Genomic DNA, 25,108 nt, shown 5'->3' with positions numbered 1-25,108 from the left:
GTGAAGTATTCAAAAATTATAGAAGCAGCCTATAAAACAGTAATGGAAGCTGAGAATGTAGGCACAGTACCTACTTATATCCCCGAATTGGCACAAGTAGACCCTAATAAGTTTGGGGTGTATTTCTATAGCCTCAACAAGCAATCCTTTGGCATAGGCGATTGCGACGAGAAGTTTTCGTGCCAAAGTATCTCAAAAGTATTAGCGTTGTGCTTAGCCTACAGCATCATAGGCGACAAACTCTGGAAACGCGTAGATGTAGAACCTTCGGGCACTTCGTTTAACTCGCTTGTGCAATTAGAGGCTGACAATGGTATTCCACGCAATCCGCTTATCAATGCAGGAGCCATAGTTGTATGCGACATTTTGCTATCTATTTTAGAAGATGCCGAAGCCGATTTCCTTACTTTCGTCCGCGATTTGGCAAATGATGAGTCAGTAAACTATTCTATCAGAGTAGCCGAGTCTGAAAAATCAGTAGGGTATAGAAATTTTGCGCTATGCTATTACATCAAATCGTTAGGAAATATAGAAAACGACCCTATAGAGGTGCTTAACTTCTACTTCAAACTCTGTTCGTTAGAACTCAGTTGCAAGTCTTTAGCCTATATATTTTCATTTTTAGCCAATGATGGTATTCGTATGCACGACCGCGTACAAATACTCACCGACACTTGTACTAAGCGGGTAAATGCAATTATGCAAACCTGTGGTTTTTATGATGAGTCAGGTGAATTTGCTTTCAAGGTAGGCTTACCGGGCAAGAGTGGTGTGGGCGGAGGCATCGTAGCCTTATTGCCTAACCACTACAGCATTGCCGTGTGGAGCCCTAAGCTAAATAACAAAGGCAACTCATACCGCGGAATGCTATTTTTAGAGGAATTTACTGCCCAAACCCATACCTCAATTTTTTAATCCGTAAATTTTATCGATTTGCTAATTAGCTAATTATTTGTATCTTTGCCGCCCAAAAACACACACTCTAATGACTATAGAAGCAATACAAAACGAGATAATAGAAGAGTTTTCACTCTTTGAAGATTGGATGCAGCGATATGAATATATGATTGAGTTGGGCAAGTCGCTGCCCCTAATAGCAGAACAGTACAAAACTGACGATTACCTTATCAAAGGGTGCCAAAGTCAAGTATGGCTACACGCTGACTACCAAGAGGGTAAGATATTCTTTACAGCTGATAGCGATGCCATTATCACCAAAGGTATTGTAGCCTTATTGGTGCGCATGTATTCAGGCCACACCCCCGAAGAGATTTTAGCGGCCAAAACTGACTTTATCGACCAAATAGGACTCAAAGAACACTTATCGCCCACCCGTGCTAACGGATTGGTGAGTATGCTCGAGCAGATGAAGCGATACGCCCTGCTACAAGCAAAAAAATAAGGACATAAATCTATAAACAAATGGCTGAAGAGACCACAAATACTCAAAAAATAATAGACACTGAAGTACTCGGCGAGAAAATCGTAGAAGTGCTTAAAACAATATACGACCCCGAAATACCTGTAGATATCTACGAATTAGGCTTAGTATATGATGTATTCGTAAATGAAGACTGCGATGTGAAGATACTTATGACCCTCACCTCGCCTAACTGCCCTGTAGCCGACGCCCTCCCTATGGAAGTAAAAGAAAAGGTACAGAGCATTGATGATGTTCACGAAACCATTGTTGAACTCACTTTCGACCCGCCTTGGCATCAGGATATGATGAGCGAGGTAGCGAAACTCGAACTCGGATTTTTGTAAACTAATTAATAAATCACTTATGAAAAAACTTTTATTCTCAGCATTATTACTTTCTGCTGTATCAATGGGTTTTGCCCAAGAAGAGAGCACCGATGGAGTTGCTCAAGACCCTACTGTAGCCCCTGAGCAAGAAGCTCCTGCTACCCCTCGTTGGACAAAAGGAGGCAATGCCTCATTAATGTTTTCGCAAGCTGCCTTCAATAACGATTGGACAGGAGGGGGTACTAACAACGTAGCAGCAAGCCTTGCTGTTAGCTATGCATTCAACTATAAGAAAGACCGTTTAGCTTGGGATAACAACCTATATATCGATTACGGTCTTACTAAGTTAGAAGGCGATGAATTCACTCGCAAAACAACAGACCGTTTCGAAGTAAACTCTGTCCTTGGTTATCAGATGACCAATCCAGAGTGGTTCTACTCATTCTTCTTCAACTTCAAAACCCAAATGACCGATGGTTATAAGTACACTTCTGGCACTCAGCGCGACCTTATAAACCAATTGCTTTCACCTGGGTATGTACAATTTGGTCCTGGTATCTTGTGGAAGAAAAGCGACAACCTAAAAGTGAATATCGCTCCTGCAACTTCTAAAATTACTACTGCCAGAAGCAGATGGACACAAGCTGGTAGTTTCTACGGAGTAGAGAAAGGTAAAACAATACGCTATGAGCTCGGTTTCTCACTTAGTGGCTATGCTAAATTCAATGTAATGGACAATGTTTCATTTGAAAACATACTATCATTGTATAGCAACTACCTTGATAAACCTCAAAACATAGATATTGACTACACTGCCAACTTAGTGATGACTATCAACAAGTATCTAACAGCAAACTTCACTTTCCAAGCTATCTATGATGATAATGCCGCTAAAGCCTTCCAAATACGCGAAGTATTAGGTTTAGGAGTAACTTACAAATTCTAAACATTTAGTAAATTTAATAATTAATAAATTAGCCCATTAACAGACGTGATTGTCTGTTAATGGGCTAATTTGTTAATATACTGACAAATAAGTAAGCAATCCTTAATAATATATTATTTTTTCGTAAAAAACTTTTGCGAATATCAAAAAATTATTTTAATTTTACGGCGAAATTAAGTTTGACTTACTCAAAAGCCTTACTCAATGACTTTTCCATAAGCCAAAAAAATACCACCACTATGATCGACCCACTTTTATTACCCTACCTCAGCATTATAGAGGATAGAAAAAAACACTTTACTGCCACCGCACGCACTATGCAAGGCGATGCCGCCCGATTGGCAGATAACTGCAACTCTCACCTGTACTACGGCTTACATTTTGAAGCTAACGAATGGGTGTTGCGCGAGTGGGCTCCTAACGCAACGGCTATATACCTCCTTTTTGAAGGTAATGACTGGCAAAAAAACAATCACTTCTCATTTAAAAAACTCAACAAGGAAAATTGGGAACTACGGCTCCCCACACATCTTTTGCACCACCAAATGCTCTACAAACTGTTAGTAGAGTGGGACGGCGGTAGCGGTGAGCGGTTGCCTTCACATACCCTACGCGCAGTACAAGACGATTATACTAAAGTATTTACTGCGCAAGTATGGCAACCCCTTGTGCCCTACCAATGGAAGCACTCTCGCCCCAATACTGCCGAACCGCCCCTTATCTATGAGGCGCATATAGGTATGAGTACCGAGCATCAGCGCGTGAGCACCTTTGTAGAGTTTCGTCTATACGTACTGCCTCGCATCGCTGATTTGGGCTATAATACCATACAGCTAATGGCTATACAAGAGCACCCTTACTATGGGTCGTTTGGCTATCAGGTAGCTAATTTCTTTGCGGTGAGTTCACGCTTCGGCACCCCCGAAGAGCTCAAAGAGCTCATCGACACAGCACACGGCCTAGGCATACGCGTAATTTTAGACCTTGTGCATTCGCATTCGATAAGCAATGAGGCAGAAGGGCTCAGTTATTTTGACGGTACTGATTATTTGTACTTCCATAGTGGTGAGCGCGGCAAGCACCCTGTGTGGGACTCTCGCTGCTTCGACTATGGCAAGCCCCAAGTACTCAACTTCTTGCTCTCTAACTGCAAGTATTGGCTCGAAGAATACCAGTTTGACGGCTTCCGCTTCGATGGAGTAACCAGTATGCTCTATTACGACCACGGACTTGGCAAAGCGTTTACTAACTATAGTTTTTATTATGACGGCAATGAAGATGTAGAGGCAATAACCTACCTAACGCTTGCCAACTTAGTCACACATCAGCTCTATCCTCAAGCTATTACTATAGCCGAAGAGATGAGTGGTATGCCGGGCTTAGCTTCGCCTATAACTGAAGGGGGTATGGGTTTCGATTTCAAGATGAGTATGGGCATACCCGACTATTGGATTAAGTTGCTAAAAGAAGTACCCGATGAACAGTGGCACGTAGGCGATATTTATTATGAACTGACCAACAAACGCGCCGAGGAACGCACCATAAGCTACGCCGAAAGTCACGATCAAGCTCTCGTAGGCGATAAGACCATATTTTTCCGTATGACCGATAAAGAGGTCTACACCGGTATGAGCGTGTTCGACCACAATCTCATCATCGACCGCGCAATGGCTCTACATAAAATGATACGCCTCGTAACGTTAGGCACTGCCGGCGGAGGCTATTTAAACTTTATGGGTAATGAATGGGGGCACCCCGAGTGGATTGACTTCCCTCGCGAGGGCAACGGCTGGAGTTACGCCCACGCACGCCGCCTCTGGAGTTTGGTTGATGACCCTAACTTAAAATTCAAATATCTGAACGCTTTCGACCGCGCAATGATACACCTAATAGCACGCAGCCGATTATTGACCTACGAGCCTCGTGTATTAGTACGCGACATCGAGCGGCAAATACTCGTATTCGAGCGTGGCAACTATCTATTCGTATTCAGTTTTAACCCTACCACCTCATATAGCGACTATCCGTTTGAGGTGCGTGCCGGCAAGTACCTAACCGTACTAAGTACTGACAACCCCGCTTTTGCAGGAGCTAACCGCATAGATGAGAGCATCGAACACTTTACCCAGTACTTAGAGAAGAAGAACCTTTTATCGCTGTATATACCCGCGAGAATTGCAATGGTTTTAAAATTTGACAATTGACAAAGGTTATATAAATAGTACCTCACATTTTGAAAAAAACATTATGAAACTTAAAAGACTCATCGGCATATTGTTAGATACTATTTATCGTGATAATATTTACTTGATAAGCCCTATAATTAATTGGACATTAATCGATGGGGTAAATAGGCACTTTAGAGATAATTACAACAAAGTATTACCAACCTTATTAAAATGGCAGGAAAAAGGGTATATCTCTTTAGTAAATGATGATGATATTATTTTTATTTTTCACCCTGAAAAACTACCTTTAAAAGAAGATTTGCGATCAGAGAGTGTTCTTGTAAAAAAAGAAGAAATTATTGATGATTTCATACAAAAAATAGAGGTATACTATAGAAATTTTGGAAGTGAATGGTCTATTTGTGATTTTTCTCAAAATGAAGTTCGAAAAGAAGTAATGAAAATTTTTCTACCTACTCTTGAACAAAAAGGCATTATCAAAATGATAACAGATGAAAGATTTGAAATCATTGATTTACCATCTAATCAATTAACAAGTGAGTAACAGTTTTTTAGACAAGAGCTCTAATATTTTATATATTTTTTTCACAGATCTAAGTAAGCAAAAAACAAGAAAATGGAAATCATAAGTTCAAAAAACCAACAACTCATCAAAGATTTATGTGATTGGAAAATCAATAGAGAAAAGTTTATAGAAAAAACTGCTTTTAAAGCTAATTATGAGCAGTTAAGATATTTATTGTTGAGTGTTAGTGTTAAGGATTATCTAGACGAAAATGATTATAATCAGTATTTTGATACCATTCTTTGGAAATTACCTAATAGTATGAGTAAAGAAGAAGATGAAGCTTTATTTCAAGAGTTTTTGTTATGTGATTTTCACTCTGAACACGAGGATATGGCAAGTGCTTTTCAGTCGACTTTTAACAATAATATAGAAAACATTCCTATCTTACTAAAAGCAATAGACAACGTTCCCAAATATTTAGAGCCTGAAGATTTTAAATACCCTTATGTAAGAAAAATCATTTATGCTATAGGTGCCCAGCCACAACCTGAGAGTTTTTTAGCTTTAGAGCAATTAGTTTCTCAGACTAACGATGTAGAAATAAAAAAATTAGCCTTACACCAGCTTGAGAAACGAAAAGAATTAGGTCGATGGGAGTATGAAAGAAATAATAAGTTATAAACTTAGTCAAAAGTTTAAAACTTTAACTATCTCTAAAACATAATAACGCGTATTATACTACAACCTAATTATTATTAATTATCAATTGTTATGTATTTATCATTCAAAAAAGACCAACTTATCAATCTAGAGTACTCTCTTAACAGAGAGTTCTTAGGTACCAACCGCGGAGGAGGCTACTGCTCCTCTACCCTTGTATTTTGCAATACCCGTAAATACCACGGGTTATTAGTAGTGCCTATCGAAAAATTTAGAGGCAAAAACTATGTAATGCTTTCATCACTCGATGAAACTATCATACAGCACGGACGCGATTTCAACTTTGGGGTACATAAGTACGAGGGCACTTATGAGCCACGCGGACATAAGTATATCGTAGATATTTCTTACGAAAAAGCTTTTACCGTTACCTACCAAGTAGGCGGGGTATTGCTAAAGAAAGAAATACTAATGATGCACAACGCTCCACAAGTATTGGTGCGCTATACACTACTCGAAGCGCACTCAGCTACTAAATTGCGCTTAAACCCTCTATTGGCTTTCCGCGATATACATTCGCTTAGCAAACAAAACCCTGTAGCTAGCACTCAACCCGAAGCTGCTGATAATGGCATACGTGCTCGCCTGTACCCTGAGTTTCCATACCTATATATGCAGTTTAGCAAAAAAGTTGACTTTATAAACAATGCGTATTGGAATAACAATATCTATTACACTAAAGAAAAAGAACGCGGCTATGACTATCAGGAAGATTTGCTAAGCATTGGTTATTTTGAAGTGAGCCTAAAGAAGGGCGAAAGCATCGTCTTTTCTGCTAGCATTGAAGAGGCTGAAAGCAAAACCCTCGAAAAGAATTTCAACAAATACCTAAAAGAACGCACTGAGCGCAACTCTGCTCAAGAGTGCCTACAGTACAGTGCTGCCCAATTCTTGATACACAAGGCAGGCGAAACACGCATCAAAGCAGGATATCACTGGTTTGACAGCAACACCCGCGATACCTTTATCTCTCTACCGGGTATTGCTCTTTCCGGCAATACAGCCAAGATATTCGATGAGGTGCTTACCTCTGCTTGCAAGTATTTTTATGAGGGACTTTTTGCCCGCGACATTAGTACCCACGTCACCAATCCTGTGTTTGATGCCGATACCTCATTGTGGTTCTTCTGGACGCTTCAGCAATACGAAAAAGAAACCAACAAGAGCAAAAAACAACTGTGGAAAGAATATGGCGAGCTGCTGAAAGCTATCCTACAAACCTACCGCAGCCGTAAGCACAAAACAATGTGTATGGACGACAACGGACTGATATGGAGTGATAACCTAAGTCGCCCCCTTACGTGGTTTGACGCTGAGGGCAATTACGGAGCTATCGTACCTAGAAATGGATATGTGGTAGAAGTAAACGCGCTATGGTATAATGCTGTATGCTATGCTATTGCAATGGCTGATGAGGCTAAAGATAAAGCATTTTTGAGCGAATGGGCTACTCTGCCTGCTACTATAGCCGAGAGCTTCAATCAGACTTTCTGGTATGAAGCCGAATCTTACTTAGCTGACTATGCTAACCACACTCATCAAAACACTGAAGTACGTCCTAACCAGCTATTGGCTTGTGCGCTTAACTACTCACCTCTTACTGAAAAAAGACAACGCAAGGTGTTAAAGATTATCACCCAAGAGCTCCTTACCCCACGTGGTTTGCGCACGCTATCACCTGAGAGCCCTCGTTATGAAGGCGAAGGTGTAGGCCCCGTATACGTACGCGATAAGGCAACTTTCAACGGGTCGGCACACCCTTGGTTGATAGGTTTCTACATAGAAGCTAACTTAAAGCTCTACGGCGATGCCTACATACCTGATGCTGAAAGTATCCTCGCTGACTTCGAAGAAGAACTCAACGACCACGGAGTAGGCTGCATTTCGGCTATCTATGACGGCAATCCACCATTCCAATCAAGAGGATGTATCTCTAAAGCCAAGAATGTATCAGAGATTTTAAGGGCACAATGGCTGCTAAAAGGTAATAAATAACTCAGAATTTAAACCCTTCAAAATCGAGGGGTTTAGAAAAATCAATAAAAGCGTATGAAGAATGCAAGAGTATTAATGTTTGGTTGGGAATTCCCCCCACACATCAGTGGAGGGTTAGGAACGGCTTGCCTCGGTATAGCTCAGGGGTTAGCCAAAAATGGCGTACAAGTACTATTTGTAATGCCCAAAGCCTCAGGTGATGAGGATAGTAGTGTGGCAAAGATTATCAATGCCAGCGATGTAGAAATGCTTCAGAACACCGAGAAGATAGAAGAGTTCTGGAAACATATCAATTTTATGGAGATAGGCTCTAACCTTGTGCCTTATCTCGACCCCGAAACCTTTGCTCGCGAGCGCGACCGATACCTCAAAGAAGGCGAAAACCGTGAACGCATCAGCTACCATAATAAATTTCAGTTTTCGGGCAAATATGGGGCTAACCTAATGGAAGAGGTATATCGTTATGCCTTAGTAGCTGGTACAATAGCCAAAAACCACGATTTTGATGTAATTCACGCCCACGACTGGCTAACCTATAGTGCAGGTATCATCGCTAAAAAAATATCAGGAAAACCGCTAATAGTACACGTACACGCTACCGAATACGACCGCGGAGGTGAGTTTAACCGCAATACCTTAGTGTACGACATCGAAAAACGAGGTATGGAGGCTGCCGACAGGGTAGTAACGGTAAGTAACTGGACGCGCAATATCGTTATAGAAAAATATGGTATCCCTGCTGAAAAAGTTATCACAGTGCATAATGCCGTAGACTTTAAAACCGATACCGAAGACCGTGAGGAACGCGGCATCAAAGATAAAATCGTAACTTTCTTAGGGCGCATCACTCTACAAAAAGGTCCTGAGTACTTTGTAGAAGCCGCTGCCAAAGTGATGAAACGCCTGCCTAATGTCCGCTTTGTGATGGCTGGTAGTGGCGAGAAGATGAACCCTTTAGTACGCCGTGTAGCCCAATTGGGCTTAGGCACTCGCTTCCACTTCACAGGTTTCTTGCGCGGCAACGATGTACAACGTATGTTCCGCTATAGCGATGTGTATGTGATGCCCTCTGTATCTGAACCCTTTGGTATTTCACCTTTAGAGGCAATGCGCTCTGGGGTGCCCACCATCATCTCTAAACAATCGGGAGTAGCCGAAGTGCTCCACCACGCTATAAAAGTAGATTATTGGGATATCAACGCCCTCGCCGATGCGATATACGGCGTACTGGCTTACCCCACCCTATCTAACTTTATGCAACGCGAAGGTTATGAAGAGGTAAACCAATTGAAATGGGAAACCGCCTCGCTGAAACTCAAAAAAATCTACGAATCTTTAATGTAAAACCACCATTATGAAAAAGTCAATTTGTATTTATTTTCAAATCCATCACCCCGAACGTCTTAGAAAATATCAATTCTTCGACATAGGAAAGAAACACAACTATTTTGACAACTACGCTAACCGCTCAGAATTAGAAGATTTAGCCGAAAACTGCTACTTGCCTGCTAACGCTTTATTGTTAGACCTTATCAAGAAATACGAAGGCAAATTCAAAGTTGCTTTCTCTATTTCGGGCTCAGCTATTGACCAGCTCGAAATGCACACCCCAGAGGTAATACGCTCTTTTCAGGAACTCGCCCAAACAGGACAAGTGGAGTTCTTAGCTGAAACCTATTCGCACTCATTGGCATCGCTATCTGAAGACACTGATGAGTTTGAATTGCAGGTAAAACGCCATAGTGCCGCTATCAAAGAGCTTTTTGGCAAAAAGCCGGTAACCTTCCGCAATACATCTCTGATCTATTCTGATAAAATAGGCAAAAGAGTAGCCGACTTGGGCTTCAAGACGATGCTTACCGATGGAGCTAAGCACGTATTAGGGTGGAAGAGTCCTAACTTCGTCTATAAAAATGCTTTAGACGAAAACCTCAACCTCTTGCTAAAGAACAGTAAGCTGAGTGATGATATAGCAATACGCTTTTTTGACAAAAACTGGAGTGAATACCCACTTACTTCAGAAAAATACGTTGATTGGGTATCGCACAGCCTACAAGATACTGAAGTGCTCAACCTGTTTATGAACTACGAAGTAATAGGGCACTACAACCGCGCTGAAAGTGGTATTTTCGATTTTGTGAGATATTTCATACAGCAGATAGCCGAAAACCCTAATTATCAGTTCTTATTGCCTAAGGAAGTTACTAAAAAGCATACGGCTAAAGATATACTACCTGTGCCTTACCCTATTTCGTGGACAGACGAAGAGCGCGATATCACTTCGTGGTTAGGAAACGAACTACAAAAAGAAGCCTTTACCGAGCTATTCAAAATACAACCTTTGGTGAAGAAGAAAAAGAATGCAGAGCTAAACGAAGACTATAGTAGGCTGCAAGCCAGTGAGCATTTCTATTTTATGCGCACTAAGCTATTCTCAGGTGCTGATTATCACAAGTACATTTTGCCTTACGAATCGCCGTATGAAGCGTTTATCAACTATATGAACGTGCTAAGCGACTTCATCGAGCGGGTGAAAGGCTAAATTAGTTACGAGTTTATAGAAAGTTTAATAATAATTTTAAAAAACAGACAAAATGAAATTAGAAAATGCTAAACCCAAAATCAATCATCTCTACGAAGAGATTGTCAGCAATGACGCCGTCGAAATGTCTGTATCTAATAGATTTGCAAGAAAAACCGTTGATGCGGAACGTAAGGTGAAAGCGTTAGACTCGGAAGAGTTTTTCTACGCAAATCCTCCTAAGGACAGGCAGAAAGGTGCCAAATATGAGGCTGATGAAAGCCTCATAGACAGTTCGCTGTATCTACCTTAATTTAGAAATTAATAATTTAGTCGTCAGTAGTGAATATTGGCGACTATTTTTTGTAGCAAAAATTGTTTTTCCATATATTTTTTATACCTTTGCCTCTGATAATAAATACGTTTAATTAAAAAAAAGAATATGAAAAAGTATTTAGCAGAAATGTTTGGCACTATGGTGCTAGTTTTAATGGGATGTGGTGTAGCTGTGAGCTTAGGCTGCACAAATGACATTCCTTCAACAGTAATTGGTACAGCCTTAGCATTTGGCTTATCGGTTGTAGCGATGGCTTATACCATAGGTGGCGTTTCAGGCTGCCATATCAATCCAGCGATTACGTTGGGGGTATTCCTTTCAGGAAGAATGAATGGCAAGGACGCTGTGGGGTATATGATCTCACAGGTTATTGGAGCGCTAATTGGTTCAACGCTTTTGTTTGTTTTAACCTCTAATGCAGGTTTGACAGGCACTGGCGCTAATGATTTGCAAGATGCAAATGTGACTGTTTTAGGCGGTCTGTTGGCAGAAATCATTTTCACTTGCGTATTTGTGCTCATCGTTTTAGGAGCAACGTCAAAAGAAAATGGGGAAACTAACAAATTTGCTGGCTTGGCTATTGGTTTAGGTTTGGTACTTGTTCATTTGGCTTGTATTCGTTATACAGGAACTTCAGTGAATCCTGCGCGTAGTATAGCTCCGGCACTCTTTGCAGGAGGGTCTGCTTTAGAACATCTTTGGATTTTCATTGTAGGGCCATTTATCGGTGCTTGTGGTGCTGCAGGTATTTGGAAAGTGATTGAAACAAAAAAATAAAAATCAATTGAATTTTATAAGAAACAAGGTGTCATTGGCACCTTGTTTTTTTATCCTTCAATTTGCTAATTATCAAATAATATGTACCTTTGCCCTTTATTCTTAACTAAATACAGCTATGGCAAAAGAAACCCCTCTGATGAAGCAATACAATCAGATAAAGAGTAAATACCCTGATGCTCTCCTCCTTTTTCGCGTTGGCGATTTCTACGAAACCTTTGGCGAAGATGCCGTAAAAGCTGCTCATACCCTCGACATAGTACTTACTAACCGCAATAACGGTAGCGAACGTTCGGAATTAGCGGGCTTCCCTTATCACTCTATCAATACATATCTGCCTAAACTGGTAAAGGCAGGATACCGCGTGGCTATCTGCGACCAACTAGAAGACCCTAAACTAGTAAAAGGCATTGTAAAACGCGGCGTTACGGAACTCGTAACCCCTGGTGTCGCCCTTAATGACGATATCCTACAAAGCAAAAACAACAACTTCCTTGCCTCGGTATGGCTCGGAAAACAGCTGTGCGGTATTGCTTTTCTCGACATCTCAACAGGTGAGTTTTTGGTAGCCCAAGGCGATAAACCTTATATAGACAAACTACTACAGAACTTCAAACCCAGCGAAATACTCATCGCTAAACAACAGAAAAAAGCCTTTGCTGAAAGTTTTGGCGAGGATTTTCACTGTTTCTTCTTAGAAGATTGGGTCTTCAAAGACGATTACGCCCGTCAAGCACTTACTAAGCACTTCCAAACCAACTCGCTAAAAGGCTTTGGTGTAGACGAACTAACCGAAGCAATACTAACAGCAGGGGCGATACTCTACTACCTTTCGGAAACCCAGCACCACCAATTACAACATATCACTACCCTACAGCGCATAGCTGAAGACGCATACGTGTGGCTCGACAGATTCACCATTCGGAATCTGGAGCTCTATGCGGGCAGCTCAGCTCAGTCGGTTACGCTTATAGATGTGATTGACAAGACTCTATCGCCTATGGGTAGCCGTACCCTAAAGCGTTGGTTAGCCCTTCCGCTAAAGAAAATAGAAAAAATAGAACAGCGACACGAGGTGGTAGCTTACCTGCTCGACCATACAGACACTCTTAGCCTAATAAAAGAGAATATCAGCCGTATGGGCGATATAGAGCGGCTTATCTCCAAAGTGGCAACACTGAAAATCAATCCGAGGGAAGTAGTGCAATTGTGCGCTTCGTTAGAACATATAATGCCTATAAAACAACAATGCTTACAATCGGGCAAAGAGTCGCTGAGCTTATTAGGCGATAAGCTGCACGACTGTCAGCAACTCTGCACGCGCATACGCCAAACCCTTACTGACGAAGCCCCCGTAAACATAGCTAAAGGCAACGCTATAGCAGCAGGCTTTTCGGCAGAATTAGACGAACTGCGCAACCTTTCGCATACAGGCAAATCGTACTTAGACGACCTGCTACTACGAGAAACCCAGCGTACGGGTATCCCCTCGCTAAAAATAGACAACAACAACGTTTTCGGCTACTACATAGAGGTACGCAATACTCATAAAGACAAAGTGCCTGCCGACTGGGTGCGCAAGCAAACCCTTGTGAATGCTGAACGCTACATCACCGATGAGCTGAAAGAATACGAGGCTAAAATAGTAGGGGCTGAAGAGCGTATCAGTCAATTAGAGCAATCGTTGTATGCTGAGCTGATAGGCTACATAAGCGAATACATAGCACAGGTGCAGACTAACGCTACCCTAATAGGGCAATTAGACACTCTCTGCGGTTTTGCTACCCTCGCCCTTGAGAACCACTACAATCGCCCTGAAATGAGCGAAAGCTATGTAATAGACATCAAAGAAGGGCGACACCCTGTGATAGAAAAACAACTGCCTGTAGGCACCCCCTACATAGCTAACGATGTGTATTTAGACCGCGACACCCAGCAGCTGATGATGATTACCGGACCTAATATGTCGGGTAAATCGGCTATACTGCGCCAAACGGCTCTCATCGTACTACTCGCCCAGATAGGTAGCTTTGTGCCTGCTACCTCAGCCCATATAGGCATAGTAGATAAGATTTTCACCCGCGTAGGAGCAAGCGATAATATATCAGTAGGAGAATCGACTTTTATGGTAGAAATGAACGAAGCTGCCCTGATACTCAACAACCTTTCTGACCGCAGCCTTATACTATTAGACGAGATAGGACGCGGCACCAGCACCTATGACGGCATCTCGATAGCGTGGGCAATAGCCGAGTACCTACACGAGCACCCCTCGCGCGCCAAAACACTCTTTGCAACCCATTACCACGAACTGAACGAAATGACTGAGCAGTTTGAGCGCATCAAAAACTACAACGTAACGGTAAAAGAAACCCAAGATAGCGTGCTTTTCTTGCGCAAATTGGCTGCAGGAGGTTCAGCACACAGTTTTGGGATACACGTGGCTAAAATGGCTGGAATGCCGCAATATGTAGTTCAGAAAGCAAATAAGATGCTGCAGAAACTCGAGCAGATGCACAATGTAAATACTACCGAAGCGGTAAAAGCTGCTCAGAAGGAAATGCAGCTCTCTTTCTTCGATATGAGCGACCCTCGTCTTGATGAACTCAAAAACGACCTACTGAGCTTAGATATCAACAGTCTAACGCCCGTAGAAGCACTAATGAAGCTCAACGAAATGAAGAAGCTACTCAATTAGACGATTTGCCAATTTGCTAATTTACCAATTATATATGACGTTTCAATTTAAAGAATTTAGTGTAAAGCAAGAACATAGTGCGATGAAAATCAGCACCGATGGGGTATTGCTCGGGGCGTGGGCACCGGTAGAAGACGCCGCATCAGTATTAGATATAGGAGCCGGTACAGGGTTATTGAGCCTTATGATAGCCCAACGCTGTGATGCCCCCCTAATAGATGCCGTAGAAATAGATGAAGCGGCTTATATAGAATGCACCGACAACTTCGAAAACAGTCCGTGGGGCGACCGCCTGTTCTGTTACCACGCTTCATTTGAGGAGTTAGTGGCTGAAATAGACACTCTTTACGACTTTATCATCTCTAACCCTCCTTTCTACACTGCTGACACTCAAGCTCCTGAGACAGCACGCAGTACTGCCCGTTCGGCAGCTGCGCTCCCTTTTGAAACCCTTATAGAAGGAGTAGCCCAATTGTTATCGGATAGAGGGCGCTTTGCAGTTATCATTCCTTATCAGGAAGAGGCTTCTTTTATCCGTTTGGCAGCCGCTCAAGGGCTTTACCCTCACGCATTGTTGCGCACTAAGGGGACTGCCACAACCCCTCTAAAACGCAGCCTTATCAGCTTTTGCCGGACAGAACAGCCTTACTCCCCTACTGAGCTTATTATAGAAGAAAGCAGAGGTATTTATACCCCTGCTTATAAAGCTCTTACTGAAGATTTTTATTTGCCAAAATAGGTAGCAAGCTACCTTAAAAACCTCTCGCAGATTGCACGGAAAGTGTGCTAGGTTTATAATTACAATATGTCAAAGAACGCGCTGAAAGTTTTAAAACTTTTACGGCGCAAAGTTCAGACATTAGGGTGAAGTAAAAAAATAGTTGTCTCATAATGTGACAACTTTGTCAAAGTTTTGGTGTATCTCTTGGCTCTCCAAATTAGGTTTCAGCCAAAAAACCTTATTATATAATACTTAAATACAACTTGTATAGTTATTTCTTAAATAACTCAGAATGACTACCTAAACGTAATAAAGATATTTCTCTTTCGTCAAGGTATTCTTCCCATATAATAAGCAAGTCTGGTTCTATATGACACTCTAAAGCTCCTTTGTATTGACCTATTAATTTATGAGGTTTCATTTTTCGTGGAATACCCTCTACACCACATTCTTGTAGCATACCTAAAACTTCAACTGTCTTTTGGAGCTTTTGGGTGTTATTAGAGATAACCTTTAAGTCTTTTTTGAAAGAAGTTGAATATTTCAATGAAAAAGACTTTTTTTCTTTTTCAGTCTCGTTATTAGTCATCTTCTTCTAAAATATCTTTAATCATTAGGTTTACATCAGTATATCCTTTCATAGAGTGTCTGTTTTCTCTCATCTCCATAAAAGCCTTATGTGTTTCCTCATTAGGGATAGATTTTTCTACTGGAATAGATTTTTTCTTATCATCAATAGTATCTAAAATAGTAGTCTTTATCTTGAGCCTTTCAAACAAATGTTGAATTATAGGAAAGTCGGCATTATTGATAGTTGCTTGTATAATTGTTGCATTCATAATATCTTTATTTTTTTGGCAAAGGTAATAATTAATTGACAATTAACAATTGATAATTGAAAACTAATTATTAGTAATACACAATGTCGTATTTGATGATTTTAGGGGCGTTGGTGTTGTGTATTTGCTTTTCGCGTACATTCTTTTGTGAATCGTAGGTGTAAGTGTAGCGTATGTAACTGCCCTCGCCAAGAGCATCGGCTACTCTCTCGCTTGTGCAGTCGCCTTGGGAATTGTATTGGTAAGTGTAGCGGCACCAATAATTGTAGTCCACACTCTCGTTTTTAATCTCCTTGCCTATCATATTGCCATTAGCCGAATAGGTATAGGTATCGTGGCGGTAGCAGTTACTGCCCTCGCATCGCTGTTCTTTGGTAAGTCGGTGGGCGGAATAGGTGTAAGTGATACGGTCGAAAGGGAAATCGCCACCTGAGTAATACACCGTAAGCTGTTGCCCCTTTGCAGGGTACTCATAATTGCGCTTTTCTAATACCTGTCCGTTATAAGCGTCTTTATAGCACAATAGTTCGTTATGTGCACCGTACTCGAACGTCTCTTCGCGGGTAGTGTCAGTAGCTCCGAAAATATTAGGGGTGCGTATTAGGGTAAGCATACCGGCATCGTTATAACTATAGTGGCTGGTATAACTAAGCGCATTTTCAGCTGTATATACTTCGCGCTGCATTAGCTTGCCCTCACTATCGAAAAGGTATTGCACGATGGGTTCTTCTTCGGCAAGTCGCAAGGCTTTTAGTTGTTTGTTATCGGTAGTTTCTGCCTCGTAAGAGGTTATTTTGAGGCTCTTCACCTTTCCTTTGAGGTGAAGTTGTTGCCAGCCTGTCATCTTTAGGTATTCGGTGGTGTATTGCTGCGCCCAAATGGGACAGGTTAGTAGAAAAAAGAATAGATACTTCATTTGTCGATTTGTCAATTTGTCAATTTGTCGATTTGTCGATTTGTCGATTTGTCAATGAACTAATCAGCTCATTTCATTGGCAAATCGACAAATTAGCAAGATTATTAAATTATCCTTGGTGTGTTTTCTTCAATAGGTCGTTTACTACTTTTACTGGGTTGAAGGTGATGATAGGCACTTCGACAAATAGGGTTATCCATTTTGCCATAGAGCCATTCCACAAACCAGGGAGCTCAAGGGCTTTCAGCGGTCTTCCCATATAGGTTTTGCTGGTGATAAATGCCTGTTGAGGGTCTACGTACTGCTGTAGGTCGAATTTTTGGCCTTTGTAGTCCTTAATGCCGCATACTAAATCTACCGGATTGAAGTGGGTAGACTGTTGGAAGATTTCCTTTTGCTTAGCGTTGCTCATATCTACTTGCGCCGATTCGATAATCTGTAGGCTGTAACTGCCATCAGCTTCTTTTATCCAGAAAGGACCTCCACCGGGTTCGCCTTCATTCTTCACCATACCACAAACGCGTATAGGGCGGTGTAGTTGCTCTTTGATGAACTCAAGAGCATATTGGCGGCGGAACTTGTACAAGTAATCAGGGACGTTGATATTTATCTCTTTGAGGAAGTTCAATATACGTTTTACCTCTTTTTTCTTCACTTTGTTATTATCAATACGATGCAATATTTTGAACACTTCGTCTTGCACCTCGCACAACTTGCCCGCTAAGGCTTCTTTGTAGAAAACCGTTTCATCGGTGTACTTTTTCACTACTACGTTATCGATATTTTTGATGAAGATAATATCAGCATCTATATCGTTTAGGTTGCTTAGTAGGGCTCCGTGTCCGGCAGGGCGGAAAAGCAGGTTGCCGTCTTCGTCGCGGAAGTACTCATTATCCTCGGTTACCGAAACAGTGTCGGTACTCGGTTTTTGGTAAGAGAAACTAACATTGAAGCGGATGCCGTAGCGCTCCTCGAGGACGGGTTTGATAAGGTTTAGCTCTTTGTAGAAAGCCTCGGTATGCTGCTCGGTGATAGTGAAATGCAAATCGGCTTCCTCATCGTCTGAAGCATAGAGTACTGCCTCGCGGAAGTGCTCTTCAAAAGGGGTTGCTATCTTTTCTGAATGGCGGTGGAAGGGTAGCAATCCTTTAGGCATATTGCCATAATTAAGTCCCTCTTCGTTGAGAAGGCTATTGACGATGATGTGTTTCTGAATATCTTCGTTTAATGAGGCAAAGTCGGGGTGGTGCTTATCGATATAGGCTTTGAGAAGAGGATAGAAAGCAAAGTGCTCGAGGCTATCGAAGAAAGCGCGTATTTCTTTATTGCCGGTACGATTGACATAGGCGGTAAACGACTCGCGGTCGGGTTCGAAAGCATCGCGAAAAGCAAACAACGATTTGAACATACGCGTAGCCGCGCCCGAGGCGGGTACGAACTTGAGTATGGTATTGCCCTTCTTGCGGTGTTGGTAGATAGCGGCATATTTGGCGGCTTCTTCTTTGGGTAGTGGCAGGATACCATCGTCTATGACAGCGGCTTTGTGGAGCTGAATAGGGGGTACACCTTGCTTGAATTGAGCTACTTGGGCATCGAGCATTGCTTCGGTGATGCCTTTTTTGATGAGTAGTTGTCGGTCTTTTTCTGTTAATTGACTCATAATATGTTGGTTTTTATTCTTTTTCTTTCCTCTGAATGAGGTGTCAAAGGTAAAAAGAAAAAAAATAAAAACCAAATAATTTGTGAATAAAATGTTAATCTATTTTAGGCTTTTTAAGCTAATTGACAAATTTGCATACGTGGAGCTGCCCTCTGAAGATGACCTTAAAGCTAAGGGAGCGCCAATGCGCCGGTAAGCAAGACTTGAAATGCAGCTGGTTATCGACTACGTGCATTCCGCCAAAGCCCTCGACTATGCTGAGCCAAGTGCCTGCCATAGAGGTGATATGGAGCCCCTCGTGAACCTCTTTGTTATAATCGTCTAAGTCGAGGCGAGAGGTGCGCAAGTAAAGCGCATAAGCCTCCTCCTTCTTATCTAAAGCTGCCGCCAAAACACTATGCACACAAGGCGACAATGAAGACTCGTGCACCGTAAAGGGTTCATAAAACTCGTAGTGCTTACGCAACTCCTCGTGGGTAAAGTGATTCCGGAAGAAATAAAAGCCCTGTAGCGTATCGGCTTGCTTGATGTAAGGGGAACGGAGGATTCTATCCCACGACCAATGCTGGTTGAGCGGGCGCTCTTCAGCAGGAATAGCACTCGCTGGCTTTAGTTCCTTATCAAGGAAGCCGTCTTGTTGCAAATATACTCCGTATTTTTCGCTGTAAGGGAAATACATATTTTGGGCTATATGCAGCCATTGCTGTAGCTCTTCTTGGGCAATAGCTTCTCTTTTAAACACCTCTACCTGCTCGGCAGCATAACGCAAGCACCATTGGGCGATGTAGTTAGTGTAGAAATTGTTATTAACGTTATTTTCGTACTCATTAGGGCCTGTTACGTCTAATATTACATATTTTTGTTTTTCCGCAGAAAAAGAGGCTCTTTGTGCCCAAAAACGCGCTATTGCCACCAGCACCTCTAAGCCGTAATCCTTTATATAGGCTTCATCGCCGGTGTAGCGGACGTAATTATAGATAGCAAAGACAATTGCCCCGTTGCGGTGTATCTCTTCAAAAGTGATTTCCCACTCGTTATGGCACTCCTCGCCATTCATTGTGACCATAGGATAGAGCGCTGCGCCACCCGTAAAACCGAGTTTTTTGGCGTTTTCAATCGCTTTATCTAACTGGTTGTAGCGGTACAAGAGCAAATTGCGGGCTACCTCAGCGCCTTTGGTTGCCATATAGAAGGGCAGGCAGTAGGCTTCGGTATCCCAATAGGTGCTGCCTCCGTACTTCTCGCCCGTGAAGCCCTTGGGGCCTATATTGAGATGGGCGTGTTTGCCGGAATAGGTCTGGTTGAGCTGGAAGATATTGAAGCGAATAGCCTGTTGGGCTTTGTCATCGCCCTCAATCTCGATGTCAGAAAGCTCCCAAATGGCTGCCCAGTCTTCTTTTTGCATTCTTAATAACTCCTCGAAAGCGTCTGTAGTGCTTAACAAAGCAGCATAAGAGGGTTGTGGAGCATCAGGAGAAGATAAGGTTTTATATCCTCCGTATTTTTCTATCCTGAAGGTTTGATTCTTCTTAAGAGCGACTTGGTATTGCAGGCCTATGTAGCTATCCTTTTTGTTTTGTTTTGAAGAGACTTCTAAGGCTTTGCCCTCTACAAAGAGTTTATTCTGCATAAAGGTAAGCACTTTGAAGTCCGTTTTTTTGGTAGCGGCGAGTATGTGAGCGTTATTGGTAGCGGCTTCTACTTCCAAGGTATTCCAGAAAAGCTCGTCCCAATTGGCATCGTTATTTTTTACGCCGCTATCTAAATAGCTTTCTATTTCGATAGTAGCATCGGTAGTAAGGGGGGTGATTTCGTAGCGCAAGGCACCGAGCTCGTCATAACGCAAAGAGAGCAAGCGCAGGGCTTTGACTTGTATTTCTTGCTGATTAGGCAGGGTAGCGGTGAACTGGCGCTCGTACCAGCCTTCTTTCATATTGAGTTCGCGGCGGAAGTTTTTGACTTCTGTGCAGGTGTTTAAGTCCAACACCTCGCCATTGATTTTGATGTGAAGTCCTATCCAACTGGGGGCATTGAGCACTTTGGCAAAATACTCAGGGTAGCCGTTTTTCCACCAGCCTACTTTGGTTTTATCGGGGTAATAAACACCGCCTATGTAGCTGCCCTGTAGGGTGTTGCCCGTATAATCTTCTTCGAAGTTGGCGCGCATACCCATAGCCCCATTGCCGAGGCTGTAGATGCTTTCGTGCTTGGTAACGTCTTCTTTGTAGAAGCCCTCTGCTATAATACTCCAGTTTTTCATTGTTTATTGGTGATTTGTGATATTAGCTGCAAAGGTAGTATATAATTAGCAGATTAGCAAATGTGGGGTCATCGTTCGGTTATCCTTCGCTCATCCTTCGCTTATCCTTCGGTGTAAGTGTATCTAAGGTATAGTAAGATTGGGAGGATTGGGAAGGCTGGGAGGAATGGGCAGAGGGGAATTTTTATTTGGTAGTCTAAAGAAGAATTTATATTTTTGCCTCGAAAATATCATCTTTTATGCAGAAAAATTATCTGATATTAGCTCATAAAAACCCTCTTCAGCTCGGCAGAATGATAGAGCGTTTGGACGACGGTGCTTCAAAATTCTTTATTCACCTTGATGCTAAAACACCTATTGAGCCTTTTGCTGCTTGCCTTGAGGGGGGGCACATTCGTTTTATAGAGCCTCGCGAGCGTTGCGTATGGGGTGATTTTTCTATAGTGCGGGCTACTATTCACCTTATGGAGGCAGCTAGCAAAGAACAAGGGGTTTTCATTTTGATGAGCGGGCAAGATTATCCGATACAATCGCAGAGGTATATTAATGCCTTCTTAGAGAGTAACAAAGGTTTTGATTTTATAGAGATTGAACCCCTAGAAGAAAAATGGAAGCCAAAAATGGTAAAAGATAAACTTGAGCATTATCATATTTTGCATTCGGAAGAACGAGGGCATAGCAACTGTTACGCTCCGTTTGCGCATTGCTCTGTTTTTCAGAAGCTAAGAACACTGACGCACCTGCTAAAAGGGAGGCTATCGCGGAAGAATTTTAGGTTGCTTTGTTCGCTGCCTAAACGCGTAGCTCCGTTTGAGCGTCAGTATGCTGGCAGTCAGTTTTGGGCTTTTTCTGAACGAACCTTTTACACTATGCTGAACTATATACGCGAGCACAAAGCAGTGTTAGAGGGGTATTATAAATATACTTCTTCGCCTGATGAGATATACTTTCACTCTGTGTTGATGGACTTAGTGGCTAAAGACTCTACCATAAAACTAAAAGACCCCATAACATACGTGAACTACTTTAGGAAAAACAACGTATTTGTAACAGAAGATTTTGAAAAACTCAGCTCGGCTAAGGGAAAACTCTTTGCGAGGAAGTTTGACACTGACATAGATATAGAAATACTAAACAAATTGGATTATCTGAATAAAAATGGAAAATAAAACACTTGCCCTCAAAACTTTTATCAAGAACGAATGGTTCTTATTACTGAGCTTACTACCCCTTCTTTTTACGGCAGTGTTACTACAGTTTATTACCCCTAATTGGAACGAAAGTGTACAAAGAACGGTGTTTTATAGTGTATTTCTTTATGATATAGCGATTATTTTGCTGTTTATATACCGAAATCACCGTTTTTTATTTGAAAAAGGCGAGTGGTTGCGCAATAGTATCACGATAGTAGGCTGCGGAGTAGTACTACTGTGGACGTATAAGCACAAAATAACCTTTAGATTGGATATTCTACTGCTCTTCTTATGTGCTTTATACGGTGTTATCTATCGGAAGTATATAAAACCTACTGCCCTTACTATTGCTTTCTTTGCGTTTATCGCAATAAGAATAGTAGGGCTTTTGTGGGCTGAACATTTGGAATGGGGTATAAATGTGCTTATTAAGGAAGAAAATATTATCTTTTTTGTACTTGTGCCTATTATTCTATTAGGTTTTTCGGTTAGCGAAAGGCAACAACAAAGTCTTATTCAAATATGTTTTAAAGGATTTTTAATGCTATTAGTAGCCAATGTAGTGTTTTACTTATTTGCTATCAGTTCGCTAGGCAGAAGTGTTTTTAGCTTTATTACTTTAAACAAAGGATATTTTTCTTATTATGAAATTTTGTTTTGGTCGCATTTCAAGCACCCTAGCTTTATTTCGTGGATTATCTTGGCAATAGGAGGTTTGAGTTTTATTTTATGGAAGAAAGGTAAAACTCTGATTTCTATTTCTGAGCTTATTATTTATGCTGTATTAGTTTTGTGTGTGGCTCTGATGGTGCAAGCAAGGGTAGTAATCATCAGTTATTTTATAGTAGTAGCTTTCTTTGTTTTTCTTTCAGTAGAAAAGCATATAAAAAAGTCATTGAAATACAGTATTTTAGGGCTATTGGTATTAATTGGTATTGGTACTGTATCGTATCTTATCACTCATACAGCTTATTTTTCTGACCCTATTCGCAATAAAATATATAATAAGGCTTTTGCTGCTATCAGAGAGGGGAATATTTGGATTGGCAATGGGACAGGATATCATCGGTATATTATTGGCAGTTACCCTTTTTATGTACATAATGACTTTGTAGCTACACTTGTTGATACTGGTATTTTAGGGCTAAGTATTTTTGTAGTATGGATTTTGTGCTTATTACTTTCAAAAGATATTCTAAAACAGTTTTTAGTAGTTGTTTCTCTACCTATAATGAATACTGATGTACTCTTTTACTTTTTTGAATATACTTATATCGTAAGTGTTCTTTTGATATTTATATTACTTGCGCCCCGATTTAAATCTGTAAAGCATACTTTACCCAATTAGAGAAGCTATATTTTTGCTTAATTTCTTCAGATAATGGCACAAAATCGCTCTCTAAAAAGTCTGCTAACCCTTCAAAGCTGTCATTTTCTACTACATAGAAGTTATTAGGATGATAAAAATCATGTAGTTTTATGCTTTTATTATCGGTAATTAGCTTCTTTTGGTATTTTATAGCTTCAAATATCCTAAACGATAAGCCATTGTGTTCTACGGTTTTTATATCTAAAAGTATAGCTGCTTTTTTGGTAGTTTTTAGGTTCTCTGCATAACTTATCCCCTTTGAGAAGAAAGAAAGATGAGGGTGAGAAAAAGGAGGTGTTTTTCTACCGTAAAACAAATTGATATTTAGTTTTAAATCGTATTGGGAGAGCGCATCTACTACTCTGATAAGTGATTGTATTCTGTCTTTCATATAAGCACCTACATACAAAACCTCTTTGCTATTGAGAGTTACCTCTTCTTCAGGAATATCAAAATAGAAGTTAGTGCAAGGCAAGAGATTAGGATAGCGGTCTTTGTATAGGTGATAGTCTTCAAGGTCAAAGACAAAGAAGCGTTCGAATTGGTTTATAATCTTGAATACTTTGGGGAAACGAGCAAGTCCGTCCCACTGATAGGCAACTACTTTATGGGCGGTATTATGTATTTTCTCTATCGTTTTTAGGTCTAACTTATCTGGACGAATCACGATAGCGTAATCGATACTTTTAGGGGCAAAACTACTCAAGGTTTGGCTTACTTCGGCGGTATAATAGTCGTCTATAAGCTGCTTCTTGTAGTCTTTATTGCCCAGAAAAGTCTTCTGTATAAAGTTGAGTATTCTATCTTTAGTTTTATAGCGAAATAGGGGCGATATAACTGTTACTTGCTCAAAACCCATATAGCGAAGGTTTTGCTCAATCACCTGATAAACGCCGAAGTCAGGAGGCATTATCAAGATGATTTTCTTATCGCTTACATCAGGAGTATTATCTGTTATTTTGTTGATATTCATACACTTTTGCTAAACAAGAGAATTTATACTGGGCTTTCAGTACTGCAAAAATAAAGCCCTTTTTGCCGTCTAAACAGCCCTTTTTGATAAAATAGTATTTAATAAACCAAAACAAAGGCGAAAACAATAGTTTTACCCAGCCTATCTTCTTTCCTTTACGCTGGTCAGCTGCTTGCGTGCTATAGTTGTTATTTTTGCTTAAAATAGTCGTTACCGAGTCGTTAGCTAAGTGTTCTGAAGCTAAATCGGGGCGGTTTCTGGGCATTTTAATCACCTGCCCTTGTACCTTTACGGTAGAATGTATTTCGGGCGACCAATAAGCTCCTTCTTTCTTAAAAAAGCGCAGTTTGAAGTCAGGAAAAGCAGAGCGCATATACTCGCCCATAAAATAGTTTTTAAAAGGGATATACACTCCCCCAAGATTAGGGGTTTCGGCTATTTTATAAAGGTATTCTTTTAGTTTTTCGGGTACTGTTTCATCTGCATCAATGACTAATAGCCAAGGGTGGGTAGCTTGTGCAATAGCATAATTGCGCGCAGGCTCTACATAAGGGGCACGCTCGCAATACACTATTTTGCAGCCGTATTGTTCAGCTATTGCTATAGTGCTATCAGTACTGTGCATATCGCAAATTACCACCTCGTCAAAATCTTTAACGGTGTCTAACACAGTGCGCAAATGCTTTTCGGCATTATAGGTATTGATAACTACAGATATTTTCATTGACTCAGATTTT

Annotated in this window: 23 protein-coding genes; 16 read left to right on the top strand and 7 right to left on the bottom strand. The window is 41.2% G+C overall.

What is annotated here, in order from left to right; genetic code table 11:
• The 14 genes from C8P65_RS05590 (at position 1) to C8P65_RS05525 (ending at position 15,179) form a co-directional block, all read left to right on the top strand.
• On the top strand, positions 1-915 hold the full coding sequence (locus tag C8P65_RS05590) for a glutaminase (RefSeq protein ID WP_009390037.1): 915 nt from the start codon (positions 1-3) through the stop codon (positions 913-915).
• A gap of 70 nt (positions 916-985) precedes the next feature.
• On the top strand, positions 986-1,402 hold the full coding sequence (locus C8P65_RS05585) for a SufE family protein (protein ID WP_107781953.1): 417 nt from the start codon (positions 986-988) through the stop codon (positions 1,400-1,402).
• Positions 1,403-1,422: 20 nt separating this feature from the next.
• Positions 1,423-1,767 (top strand): iron-sulfur cluster assembly protein, encoded by a 345-nt coding sequence (locus tag C8P65_RS05580; RefSeq protein ID WP_009390034.1) that lies wholly within the window; start codon positions 1,423-1,425, stop codon positions 1,765-1,767.
• Between the two features lie 19 nt (positions 1,768-1,786).
• The gene (locus C8P65_RS05575) at positions 1,787-2,695 is read left to right on the top strand and encodes a DUF3078 domain-containing protein (RefSeq protein WP_095913925.1); all 909 of its coding nucleotides are present in this window, start codon (positions 1,787-1,789) and stop codon (positions 2,693-2,695) included.
• Positions 2,696-2,934: 239 nt separating this feature from the next.
• Positions 2,935-4,899, top strand: coding sequence for an alpha-amylase family glycosyl hydrolase (locus C8P65_RS05570; RefSeq protein WP_107781952.1), 1,965 nt, complete (start codon positions 2,935-2,937; stop codon positions 4,897-4,899).
• A 43-nt stretch (positions 4,900-4,942) separates the two neighbouring features.
• The gene (locus C8P65_RS12235) at positions 4,943-5,428 is read left to right on the top strand and encodes a hypothetical protein (protein ID WP_245887335.1); all 486 of its coding nucleotides are present in this window, start codon (positions 4,943-4,945) and stop codon (positions 5,426-5,428) included.
• 72 nt (positions 5,429-5,500) lie between these two features.
• Positions 5,501-6,073, top strand: coding sequence for a hypothetical protein (locus tag C8P65_RS05560; protein WP_107781951.1), 573 nt, complete (start codon positions 5,501-5,503; stop codon positions 6,071-6,073).
• A gap of 90 nt (positions 6,074-6,163) precedes the next feature.
• Entirely contained in the window at positions 6,164-8,107 is a 1,944-nt protein-coding gene (locus tag C8P65_RS05555) for a glycogen debranching enzyme N-terminal domain-containing protein (protein ID WP_107781950.1), read from the top strand.
• A 54-nt stretch (positions 8,108-8,161) separates the two neighbouring features.
• Complete coding sequence (locus C8P65_RS05550) at positions 8,162-9,451, top strand: glycosyltransferase family 4 protein (protein ID WP_107781949.1); 1,290 nt, start codon at positions 8,162-8,164, stop codon at positions 9,449-9,451.
• Positions 9,452-9,461: 10 nt separating this feature from the next.
• Positions 9,462-10,649, top strand: a complete 1,188-nt coding sequence (locus tag C8P65_RS05545) for a glycoside hydrolase family 57 protein (RefSeq protein WP_107781948.1) — start codon at positions 9,462-9,464, stop codon at positions 10,647-10,649.
• Positions 10,650-10,701: 52 nt separating this feature from the next.
• The gene (locus C8P65_RS05540) at positions 10,702-10,941 is read left to right on the top strand and encodes a hypothetical protein (protein WP_107781947.1); all 240 of its coding nucleotides are present in this window, start codon (positions 10,702-10,704) and stop codon (positions 10,939-10,941) included.
• A gap of 129 nt (positions 10,942-11,070) precedes the next feature.
• On the top strand, positions 11,071-11,742 hold the full coding sequence (locus C8P65_RS05535) for an MIP/aquaporin family protein (RefSeq protein ID WP_107781946.1): 672 nt from the start codon (positions 11,071-11,073) through the stop codon (positions 11,740-11,742).
• 118 nt (positions 11,743-11,860) lie between these two features.
• Positions 11,861-14,440 (top strand): DNA mismatch repair protein MutS, encoded by a 2,580-nt coding sequence (gene mutS / locus C8P65_RS05530; protein ID WP_107781945.1) that lies wholly within the window; start codon positions 11,861-11,863, stop codon positions 14,438-14,440.
• Positions 14,441-14,474: 34 nt separating this feature from the next.
• A complete protein-coding gene (locus C8P65_RS05525; protein WP_107781944.1) occupies positions 14,475-15,179 on the top strand; it encodes a tRNA1(Val) (adenine(37)-N6)-methyltransferase in 705 nt (234 codons plus the stop codon).
• 253 nt (positions 15,180-15,432) lie between these two features.
• Here C8P65_RS05525 and C8P65_RS05520 read toward each other — a convergent pair whose 3' ends face one another.
• From C8P65_RS05520 to C8P65_RS05500, 5 genes are all read right to left on the bottom strand, one after another.
• On the bottom strand, positions 15,433-15,750 hold the full coding sequence (locus C8P65_RS05520) for a type II toxin-antitoxin system YafQ family toxin (RefSeq protein ID WP_107781943.1): 318 nt from the start codon (positions 15,748-15,750) through the stop codon (positions 15,433-15,435).
• Complete coding sequence (locus C8P65_RS05515; protein ID WP_107781942.1) at positions 15,743-16,000, bottom strand: antitoxin; 258 nt, start codon at positions 15,998-16,000, stop codon at positions 15,743-15,745. Before C8P65_RS05515 ends, C8P65_RS05520 begins: the two co-directional genes overlap by 8 nt.
• Positions 16,001-16,070: 70 nt before the next feature.
• A complete protein-coding gene (locus tag C8P65_RS05510) occupies positions 16,071-16,916 on the bottom strand; it encodes a hypothetical protein (RefSeq protein WP_146162919.1) in 846 nt (281 codons plus the stop codon).
• 109 nt (positions 16,917-17,025) lie between these two features.
• On the bottom strand, positions 17,026-18,576 hold the full coding sequence (locus C8P65_RS05505) for a DUF4301 family protein (protein ID WP_107781986.1): 1,551 nt from the start codon (positions 18,574-18,576) through the stop codon (positions 17,026-17,028).
• A 118-nt stretch (positions 18,577-18,694) separates the two neighbouring features.
• Complete coding sequence (locus C8P65_RS05500) at positions 18,695-20,836, bottom strand: family 65 glycosyl hydrolase domain-containing protein (RefSeq protein ID WP_107781940.1); 2,142 nt, start codon at positions 20,834-20,836, stop codon at positions 18,695-18,697.
• Positions 20,837-21,075: 239 nt separating this feature from the next.
• On the opposite strand from C8P65_RS05500, the gene C8P65_RS05495 reads away from it, so the two are divergent.
• A complete protein-coding gene (locus tag C8P65_RS05495; RefSeq protein ID WP_107781939.1) occupies positions 21,076-22,005 on the top strand; it encodes a beta-1,6-N-acetylglucosaminyltransferase in 930 nt (309 codons plus the stop codon).
• Complete coding sequence (locus C8P65_RS05490; RefSeq protein ID WP_107781938.1) at positions 21,995-23,377, top strand: O-antigen ligase family protein; 1,383 nt, start codon at positions 21,995-21,997, stop codon at positions 23,375-23,377. Before C8P65_RS05495 ends, C8P65_RS05490 begins: the two co-directional genes overlap by 11 nt.
• Here C8P65_RS05490 and C8P65_RS05485 read toward each other — a convergent pair.
• Both C8P65_RS05485 and C8P65_RS05480 read right to left on the bottom strand, forming a co-directional pair.
• On the bottom strand, positions 23,346-24,371 hold the full coding sequence (locus C8P65_RS05485) for a WaaS/CpsH family glycosyltransferase (protein WP_107781937.1): 1,026 nt from the start codon (positions 24,369-24,371) through the stop codon (positions 23,346-23,348). The two genes, C8P65_RS05490 and C8P65_RS05485, sit on opposite strands and share 32 nt — an antisense overlap.
• Positions 24,346-25,095: a glycosyltransferase family 2 protein gene (locus C8P65_RS05480; RefSeq protein WP_107781936.1), complete on the bottom strand. Its 750-nt coding sequence runs from the start codon at positions 25,093-25,095 to the stop codon at positions 24,346-24,348. The genes C8P65_RS05485 and C8P65_RS05480 overlap by 26 nt, the downstream gene beginning before the upstream one ends.
• Positions 25,096-25,108 lie beyond the last annotated feature (13 nt).

Source organism: Capnocytophaga leadbetteri (genome assembly GCF_003054025.1).
Lineage (GTDB): Bacteria > Bacteroidota > Bacteroidia > Flavobacteriales > Flavobacteriaceae > Capnocytophaga > Capnocytophaga leadbetteri.
The sequence above is the reverse complement of the archived record's forward strand: the minus strand, read 5'-3'. Positions and strand labels throughout refer to the sequence as shown.

Coding starts and splice junctions, on each gene's coding strand:
- C8P65_RS05585 (WP_107781953.1), top strand. CDS start 986: ATGACTATAGAAGCAATACAAAACGAGATAATAGAAGAGTTTTCACTC.
- C8P65_RS05580 (WP_009390034.1), top strand. CDS start 1,423: ATGGCTGAAGAGACCACAAATACTCAAAAAATAATAGACACTGAAGTA.
- C8P65_RS05575 (WP_095913925.1), top strand. CDS start 1,787: ATGAAAAAACTTTTATTCTCAGCATTATTACTTTCTGCTGTATCAATG.
- C8P65_RS05570 (WP_107781952.1), top strand. CDS start 2,935: ATGATCGACCCACTTTTATTACCCTACCTCAGCATTATAGAGGATAGA.
- C8P65_RS12235 (WP_245887335.1), top strand. CDS start 4,943: ATGAAACTTAAAAGACTCATCGGCATATTGTTAGATACTATTTATCGT.
- C8P65_RS05560 (WP_107781951.1), top strand. CDS start 5,501: ATGGAAATCATAAGTTCAAAAAACCAACAACTCATCAAAGATTTATGT.
- C8P65_RS05555 (WP_107781950.1), top strand. CDS start 6,164: ATGTATTTATCATTCAAAAAAGACCAACTTATCAATCTAGAGTACTCT.
- C8P65_RS05550 (WP_107781949.1), top strand. CDS start 8,162: ATGAAGAATGCAAGAGTATTAATGTTTGGTTGGGAATTCCCCCCACAC.
- C8P65_RS05545 (WP_107781948.1), top strand. CDS start 9,462: ATGAAAAAGTCAATTTGTATTTATTTTCAAATCCATCACCCCGAACGT.
- C8P65_RS05540 (WP_107781947.1), top strand. CDS start 10,702: ATGAAATTAGAAAATGCTAAACCCAAAATCAATCATCTCTACGAAGAG.
- C8P65_RS05535 (WP_107781946.1), top strand. CDS start 11,071: ATGAAAAAGTATTTAGCAGAAATGTTTGGCACTATGGTGCTAGTTTTA.
- mutS (WP_107781945.1), top strand. CDS start 11,861: ATGGCAAAAGAAACCCCTCTGATGAAGCAATACAATCAGATAAAGAGT.
- C8P65_RS05525 (WP_107781944.1), top strand. CDS start 14,475: ATGACGTTTCAATTTAAAGAATTTAGTGTAAAGCAAGAACATAGTGCG.
- C8P65_RS05520 (WP_107781943.1), bottom strand. CDS start 15,750: ATGACTAATAACGAGACTGAAAAAGAAAAAAAGTCTTTTTCATTGAAA.
- C8P65_RS05515 (WP_107781942.1), bottom strand. CDS start 16,000: ATGAATGCAACAATTATACAAGCAACTATCAATAATGCCGACTTTCCT.
- C8P65_RS05510 (WP_146162919.1), bottom strand. CDS start 16,916: ATGAAGTATCTATTCTTTTTTCTACTAACCTGTCCCATTTGGGCGCAG.
- C8P65_RS05505 (WP_107781986.1), bottom strand. CDS start 18,576: ATGAGTCAATTAACAGAAAAAGACCGACAACTACTCATCAAAAAAGGC.
- C8P65_RS05500 (WP_107781940.1), bottom strand. CDS start 20,836: ATGAAAAACTGGAGTATTATAGCAGAGGGCTTCTACAAAGAAGACGTT.
- C8P65_RS05495 (WP_107781939.1), top strand. CDS start 21,076: ATGCAGAAAAATTATCTGATATTAGCTCATAAAAACCCTCTTCAGCTC.
- C8P65_RS05490 (WP_107781938.1), top strand. CDS start 21,995: ATGGAAAATAAAACACTTGCCCTCAAAACTTTTATCAAGAACGAATGG.
- C8P65_RS05485 (WP_107781937.1), bottom strand. CDS start 24,371: ATGAATATCAACAAAATAACAGATAATACTCCTGATGTAAGCGATAAG.
- C8P65_RS05480 (WP_107781936.1), bottom strand. CDS start 25,095: ATGAAAATATCTGTAGTTATCAATACCTATAATGCCGAAAAGCATTTG.